This window comes from Halopenitus persicus (genome assembly GCF_900107205.1).
Classification (GTDB): domain Archaea; phylum Halobacteriota; class Halobacteria; order Halobacteriales; family Haloferacaceae; genus Halopenitus; species Halopenitus persicus.
This window is the reverse complement of sequence record NZ_FNPC01000010.1, coordinates 95,624-102,057: the sequence shown is the minus strand read 5'-3', so window position 1 is coordinate 102,057 and position 6,434 is coordinate 95,624. Positions and strand designations below refer to the sequence as shown.

Below are 6,434 nucleotides of genomic sequence, written 5' to 3'. Positions count from 1 at the left end.
CTAATCCCGCGGGTTGCGCTTCCGGATTGCTGCCAGATCGTTGCGCCGTCATCGATCGAAAGAGCGACGATTTCCTGACTTCGTGTTCCGAGGAACGCGGTCCCATTGCTGACAGCGGGCGGTGTTCCGAGGCGGTCGCCAAAGGTACCGAGTGAGCGTACTCGCGTCCCGTCTGCCGGGTCGTGGACAGCAAGTGTTCCTTGGTCGGTAACGAGTAACTCGTCGTTGGCGACGACTGGCTCAGTGTCCGGATGGTCGAGTTCGGTTTCCCACAGCAAGGAACCATCTGCGGTGGAGAGCGCGCGGAGTACACCGGTATTGCCATCCTGTAGGTAGCCTGTGACGTAGACGCGGTCGTCATCGATTGCGGTTGTCCGCGCTGCGAGTGTCGGGTGGCCCCAGAGTCGATCGCCGGTTGTTGCGTCGTACGCGATGAGCCCGGTTTCGCCACGGCGTCCAGTGAGGGAGAGCGTGATGATCGAGGAACCAGCAGTAAGTGAACCCTCAGCGGGACGAGGGAGAGAGCGTGTCCACTCTTCGGAGCCATCGCTTCGGTTCAGCGCGACGATTTGTTGTTCTGCGGGGATGAGTAGGTGGTTGTCCGTTACTGTTGGTGTCGGACCTGTTTGAGCCGAAAATTCGTATTCCCACTCTTGGTCGCCAGTCTGTGCGTCGAGTGCGGTCGCATTAGCTCCGACGGAATATACCATTCCATCAGCGACGAGCGGTTCGATGCTTCCTGCGTCACCGGCGTCCCATGCTTGATTCCCTCGATCTGGAATGGCGACATCGGATGCGCCGGTGTTACGACTGTCGTGGGCTTGTTGTCGCCAGTCACCGGTGGGGTCGTTCGGGAGCGATTGATTCGACGTGCCGAAGCACCCAGCTATCGCGCCTACTGACGTGGCTGTCGCAGCGAGAAACGCTCGCCGTTGCATAGCGATGCCGTCCATTCGACTCTTACCTGGTGGTACGAACAGTCCGCCCAACAATAGATGTGTGGCGTCTACTAACTAATCAGAACGAGTGCCTCGGGACTTGATCCCGATGTTGTTCACCACTTGCGCGTCCTCGATCAATTATTCTTCGTCGATGTCTCATCAGGTGAGCGAGCGCGTCGATAGCTCCGCACAAATGCGTATAGCACCCCGACGGCTGCCCCAATACCGAGTACTCCAGAGCCGACACTCATCGAGATCTCGGTAGGCGTTGACGTGAATGAGAACAGGAAGCTGAAAGTGTCGGGCGTGCCGATCGTGAGTGAATCAACGCCGAAAGCATCTAGGACAAGCGGACCGCCAACTGCCAACAAGAGAAATACGCTGACAGCGGCGACGGCTGCGCCGGCGAGTGCATCCCAGACAACGGCAGTCACCGACAACGTTCCTCGACGGTCGCTTTCGCGGCCGAGTATCCGAACCCCCTTGGGATGGTCTTCGAGACGGACATCCGCGGGATAGGCAAGCAGCGTCATCGTCATCCAGAGGTCAGCAATCGCTCCAGCGGCGTTCGCGGCCAGCGGGACGATAAGCCAGCCCCACTCGAAGACCAGCATCGCCGGGACACCGATGGCGGTCAGCACAACTAGTGGCGTTATGAGGACGACGATGAACTGGTTACGAGTGAATTCGTGGTCAGTTGTGGCGTAGGCGTACGGGAGAATGAAATGTGCGATCCCGACGCCGTATTTCGCCTCGCCGCCGTAGTACCGGATGGCAAGGCCGTGCAGCCACTCGTGAGGAATGACGAAGACAGTCGCCAATACCAGAATAATGAGAACGTCAAGGGCGTTGGTCCACCAACTGATTCCGGATGCGAACCGGAATGACGCCGGATGCCCAGTACCGGCTTGGTAGAGGCCGCTTAGTGCGACCGCTGTAATAACGAAGCCGAGTGTGGTGAGCGCGGTCATCTGGATGGTAAGTCCGCGCGTCAATTGAAGATCCGCGAGTAGCGTCTCCGGATCACTGGTATCGGCCGAAGCCATACTATTGAATCACTTATCAATCGGTTAACTGTACGGGTCAGCAGATCTGTCTCGGCAGCTTACTGACCGGCAGTGTAGACTTCTGCCCAGAGATATGCGGTTCCAATAGCTGCGTAGAGGAGCCCCAAAACCATCGGTAGCCAGTCACTTTGTAGGGCGAACGATCCCGCTTGGAAAAGCCCTAAGCCGACCATTGCCACCCCAATAAGCGTCTTCAGCTGTTTCTGTTCCATATATTCAATGTGGTTGGCTTTATTGAAATTCTCAGCAGGTGCTACCTTCTGGCCCGGCCTCGGTCAGTACAGGCTATTCGCTGGGAGTGCACCGTTGCGTGTCCCAAACGACAGCATACGTTGAGCGGGTATCGGACGTAGCGCGGACGCGGGTCGGTTGGCGTCGTCTACGCTAGCGCGATCCCGGCACCGACAGCGATACTCGTCAGCGCGAGGCCTGCGAGCGCGACTGTTGTCCGGTCGTGGTGTCCATCGAGGGCGTCGTCGGAGTCGAACCCACTGAGGCCGGTCAGAACGCTGAGGCCGACAGCGACCGCGGAGAGGCCACCGGCGAGCGCCAGCGTCGTCCAGATTTCGAGTCCATTCTGTGCGACTTCTCGTGTAGCCGTCCCGGCGAGAAGGACGCCAGTTGCTATCGGGGCCGCGGCTGTCGCTTTGTTGGAGGGCATCAATTGGGTTTCCGACGCAATTCTCAAAGTTGTGACGATGCTGCTCCGCGGACAGCGGTCAGTACAGGTGATGCCAATGGAGTGAACTTATTTATGGTTGAGGATTTAGCAGTGACTATGGAAAACTTACCCAAAATCCGTCTCGGGGTGATTTGTCTATTGATAATTACCTATCTCGTGGCGTTAGTCGGGTATACATCCAATAATGATTCCCTGATGCACCTTGGTGTTATGTCCTTATTCGTAGCTATCCTTATCTCAGCAGGTTTTGTTGGATATACGAAAAACCGTGAACCGGAGCCGCACTCAAACGCATAAAATTTCGGTTGACATTCTCGCCAGTTTCGGTAGTCGGGGACGTTATCTATGCAGGCTTAAGCGAACGGATGTTTCAGTCCATAGCAGATCTGAAGGATAGGATTTCAACAGATCCGGAAGGTACTCACTCAGTACAGACAGGTCTAGCTCGTTATAGTACTGGCCAAGTACCGGGGAATGAGAGACTATGTAACAGCGGGATCTGCGTGATGGTTTCGATAGATGAGCAAGATGAGCGCCTCGGGGATTGACTTCAAGGCGGTTCACTGGATGGGTGAAAGATGAGATCTAATCTACAGAACACCTAAGGGGGACGGCTGGGGATGTCGGTTTAATGCGTTGGTCCCCGCTTGCACGCAAAGAAGCACGAACAGTTGTAACGTCGAAAGGCGTCTGGCTACTTGCCGTGCTTATGGTTCTTTGGGGGTATCGGCCCAGCTATATTGGGTGGGATGGTCTCGGTGCGAATATTACTGCCGGGTACGTCCAGATCGCCGGGACAGTGCTCCTTCCGTTAGGAGTGCTTCTTTTAACTTATCAGTCGATCGTCGGTGAACGCACCTCTGGAAGCGTGAAATTCATACTTGGACTTCCGCTGACGAGAACAGACATTCTTCTTGGGAAAGTGGCCGGACGAACAGCTGGTATCGCTGGCCCCGTCGCGGTCGCGTGCCTTGTTCTCGGTATTCTCGGATTGGTTGATCACGGCGTGTTCAATCCAATCTTGTTCCTTGGGATGGTTCTCAGCACGATTGTGTACGTCGGAGTTCTCGTGTCGATTGGGACGGCAGTATCGGCTGTCGCTAAGCGAACAGTCACAGCTGCCGGGACTGTGTTCGGCGTGATATTTCTGCCACTAGTGTTGTTCTGGACGCAGATCAGTACGGCTCTTTTCACGCAGGTGACTGGCACGCCCGTCAATCCGTATGAACCGCCAGCGTCCGGCCCGCTGTTTTTGCTGCTTCGCTTGTCTCCTGACGGCGCGTATCGTGTTGTCTCAAACTGGCTGCTCGGTGTCGGGAATTCCGCCAACACGTACAGTCACGTCCTCACAAAACTGGAGCCGCAGACACAGACGAATGCGTACGTCGTTGAAGCGACGTTCGCGCCTGGGACAGCACCACTGTATCTCAACGAAGCAGTTGGGCTACTCATTCTACTCGTGTGGGCAGTCGTGCCATTGGGATTCGCTCGATATTACTTCTCCCGGGGTGATGCTGTGTGAGTGATCCTGCGATACTGATCGAGGGACTGACGAAGCAGTACGGGTCAACAACAGCCGTTGACGATCTCACACTGACCGTTGCAAGCGATGAAATCTACGGGTTCCTCGGACCGAATGGCGCAGGGAAGTCAACGACGATCGGGATGCTGATGGACTATATTCGTCCGACGACAGGCTCAATTAGCGTTCTCGGCCAAGACCCACAACGCGATGTCATCGACGTTCATTCCCGCGTCGGTATTCTTCCAGATCGGTACAGTCTCTACGATAGGCTTTCTGCGCGTCAACATCTTGAATTGGTTATTGACACGAAACGAGTCAGTGAGTCACCAGCGGCGCTGTTAGACCGGGTTGGACTAAACGATGTTGACGGGCAGTCAGTCGGGACGTTCTCGCAGGGGATGGAACAACGACTGGCGCTTGCGATGGCCCTTGTCGGTGACCCTGATCTGCTCGTGTTGGACGAACCGTTTACTGGGTTGGACCCGCATGGCGTTCGTACCGTTCGAGAAATCGTTCATGAGGAGAACGACCGCGGTGCTGCTGTCTTTTTCTCCAGCCACGTACTCGGGCAAGTTGAGCTTGTGTGTGATCGGATCGGGATCCTTCACGAGGGACGCCGCGTGGTCGAAGGGACAATCGATTCCCTGCGTGCGGAAACACCCGTCGGCTCCGATGCGACAGTTGAAGAGATATTCGTCGCAGTGACGGGCGGGTCTGGACAATCCGACGAGCCCTCTTCGGAGACCACACAATGAAGCGACGAACGCTTCTCAGCGTTACAAGTGCGTCGATGGTTAGCCTCACAGGGTGTCTCGGCGCGACAGAGTACACTATCACGGACGTGAACGCAGAAACGACTACGCCACTCGGCATTTCGATAGAGATCGTCGAACCGAATGCCGTTATTGAACATCCGGCACAAATGGCGTTCAGCGTGACGAACAAACAGGAGTCCCCTATCGAGATCCGGAATACGGGGATTTGGCCGTTTGGTCTCTTGGAACTCGTCCCATCGCTTGACACGCAAGACGGCGGATCAGGGACGATACTCTGGACCGATCGATATGAAGAAAGCCGGTACGTTGATGCTGAGTCAAGACAGAGTTATGGAGTTGAGTCAACACCGCTCGTACGAACGCTCGATGCGGGTGAGACGGTCACAGAAACGTACGACGTACACGGCTCCGACATCATCGAAACTGGAACTATGTACGTCCGGGGTAGATTCGAGCCACCGATTCTTGAATATACAACAGAAGAGAACGAGGAATGGGATTCATTCTCACCGGAGATCACCGTCAAACTGGGAGAGCAAAGCCTGATCTAAGAGGTTTCAAATAGCCGTTAGGAAGTAGACGCGGATCGCAGTATCAGCAGGATTTGCATCCGGCTATGACAAGCACTGATGTTCGAGATTATCCGATGTTCCATATTCCGGTTGATGTGACGTTAGGTTCGATGTCATCTCGGTCGTCTGCTAGGCGTTGATGGAGTGTCGGTGGGGCCGATTGCTGGAATCGAGTGCGAACTTTAGATGTGCTTTCTGACGAACGACGAGTTCGGGAAGAACGCCCTTGACTGGGATTGTACGGCCTTGTTTGTGAACTGTATCGGCGCTTGGTTGAACATTCAGATCAAGCACGTCTCGTGGGTACTCGTCGATGAGTTCCGCCCAGTAACGTCGCTGGTGTTGGCGGAGCGTCGATTCGTCGTCTGAGTGGGCAGTCGTATCGGGGACATCACGATTGAATCTGAGAGAGCTGAGGTCACCTGCGGAAATTCGAACACTGGTTTCGACGACTTTGAGATCTAGTCCAGTTGTCTGGGGTGCGAGCCACGCCACAGTTTCGTAGATACGTGAGTCTAGCTCGGCATCCGTCAACCAGACGAGCACATCTGCGTCAGCGAGGTTGCCATAGAGGAATAGCATTCTCAGGTGGTTCAGGGCGCTTCCTTTGTTGCGGTCGAACTTGGCTTCGACTATCACGTCAACGAATTGGTCACCGTCGTATCCGCGTGCGATGATGTCAGCTCGGTAGCCGCCGTACTCGCCGTCGTATCGTACTTCTGGTTGTAGGTTCCAGAGTTCAACACCGATCGTCCGTTCAAATTGGTCTAGTGACTCCGTTGAAATCCTATCCTTCAGACACATTCTCGTCTGAAACAGCTGTTCACTAAATACTGCTCTTCTAGTGTTTCTCGGTGTGAGAACGTACAGC

Annotated in this window: 8 protein-coding genes; 3 read left to right on the top strand and 5 right to left on the bottom strand. The window is 55.3% G+C overall.

The features are described 5' to 3' along the window. The 4 genes from BLV25_RS14280 to BLV25_RS14270 form a co-directional block, all read right to left on the bottom strand. Nucleotides 1-953, bottom strand: a 953-nt coding sequence (locus BLV25_RS14280) for an outer membrane protein assembly factor BamB family protein (protein ID WP_092734545.1), incomplete at its 3' end; no start/stop codon positions are given. A gap of 122 nt (nucleotides 954-1,075) precedes the next feature. Further along, nucleotides 1,076-1,987: a DUF3267 domain-containing protein gene (locus BLV25_RS14275; protein ID WP_092734523.1), complete on the bottom strand. Its 912-nt coding sequence runs from the start codon at nucleotides 1,985-1,987 to the stop codon at nucleotides 1,076-1,078. A gap of 59 nt (nucleotides 1,988-2,046) precedes the next feature. Beyond that, nucleotides 2,047-2,220 (bottom strand): hypothetical protein, encoded by a 174-nt coding sequence (locus BLV25_RS17520; RefSeq protein WP_176819503.1) that lies wholly within the window; start codon nucleotides 2,218-2,220, stop codon nucleotides 2,047-2,049. A gap of 167 nt (nucleotides 2,221-2,387) precedes the next feature. Further along, nucleotides 2,388-2,669, bottom strand: a complete 282-nt coding sequence (locus tag BLV25_RS14270; RefSeq protein ID WP_092734520.1) for a hypothetical protein — start codon at nucleotides 2,667-2,669, stop codon at nucleotides 2,388-2,390. 652 nt (nucleotides 2,670-3,321) lie between these two features. On the opposite strand from BLV25_RS14270, the gene BLV25_RS14265 reads away from it, so the two are divergent. From BLV25_RS14265 to BLV25_RS14255, 3 genes are read left to right on the top strand one after another with little or no spacing between them, the layout of a single operon-like run. Then, nucleotides 3,322-4,212, top strand: coding sequence for an ABC transporter permease (locus BLV25_RS14265; RefSeq protein ID WP_092734517.1), 891 nt, complete (start codon nucleotides 3,322-3,324; stop codon nucleotides 4,210-4,212). After that, nucleotides 4,209-4,970, top strand: a complete 762-nt coding sequence (locus tag BLV25_RS14260; protein ID WP_092734514.1) for an ABC transporter ATP-binding protein — start codon at nucleotides 4,209-4,211, stop codon at nucleotides 4,968-4,970. Before BLV25_RS14265 ends, BLV25_RS14260 begins: the two co-directional genes overlap by 4 nt. Further along, the gene (locus BLV25_RS14255) at nucleotides 4,967-5,542 is read left to right on the top strand and encodes a hypothetical protein (RefSeq protein WP_143114468.1); all 576 of its coding nucleotides are present in this window, start codon (nucleotides 4,967-4,969) and stop codon (nucleotides 5,540-5,542) included. Before BLV25_RS14260 ends, BLV25_RS14255 begins: the two co-directional genes overlap by 4 nt. 150 nt (nucleotides 5,543-5,692) lie before the next feature. On the opposite strand, the gene BLV25_RS16980 is transcribed toward BLV25_RS14255, so the two are convergent. Further along, entirely contained in the window at nucleotides 5,693-6,367 is a 675-nt protein-coding gene (locus BLV25_RS16980) for a hypothetical protein (protein ID WP_143114467.1), read from the bottom strand. Nucleotides 6,368-6,434 lie beyond the last annotated feature (67 nt).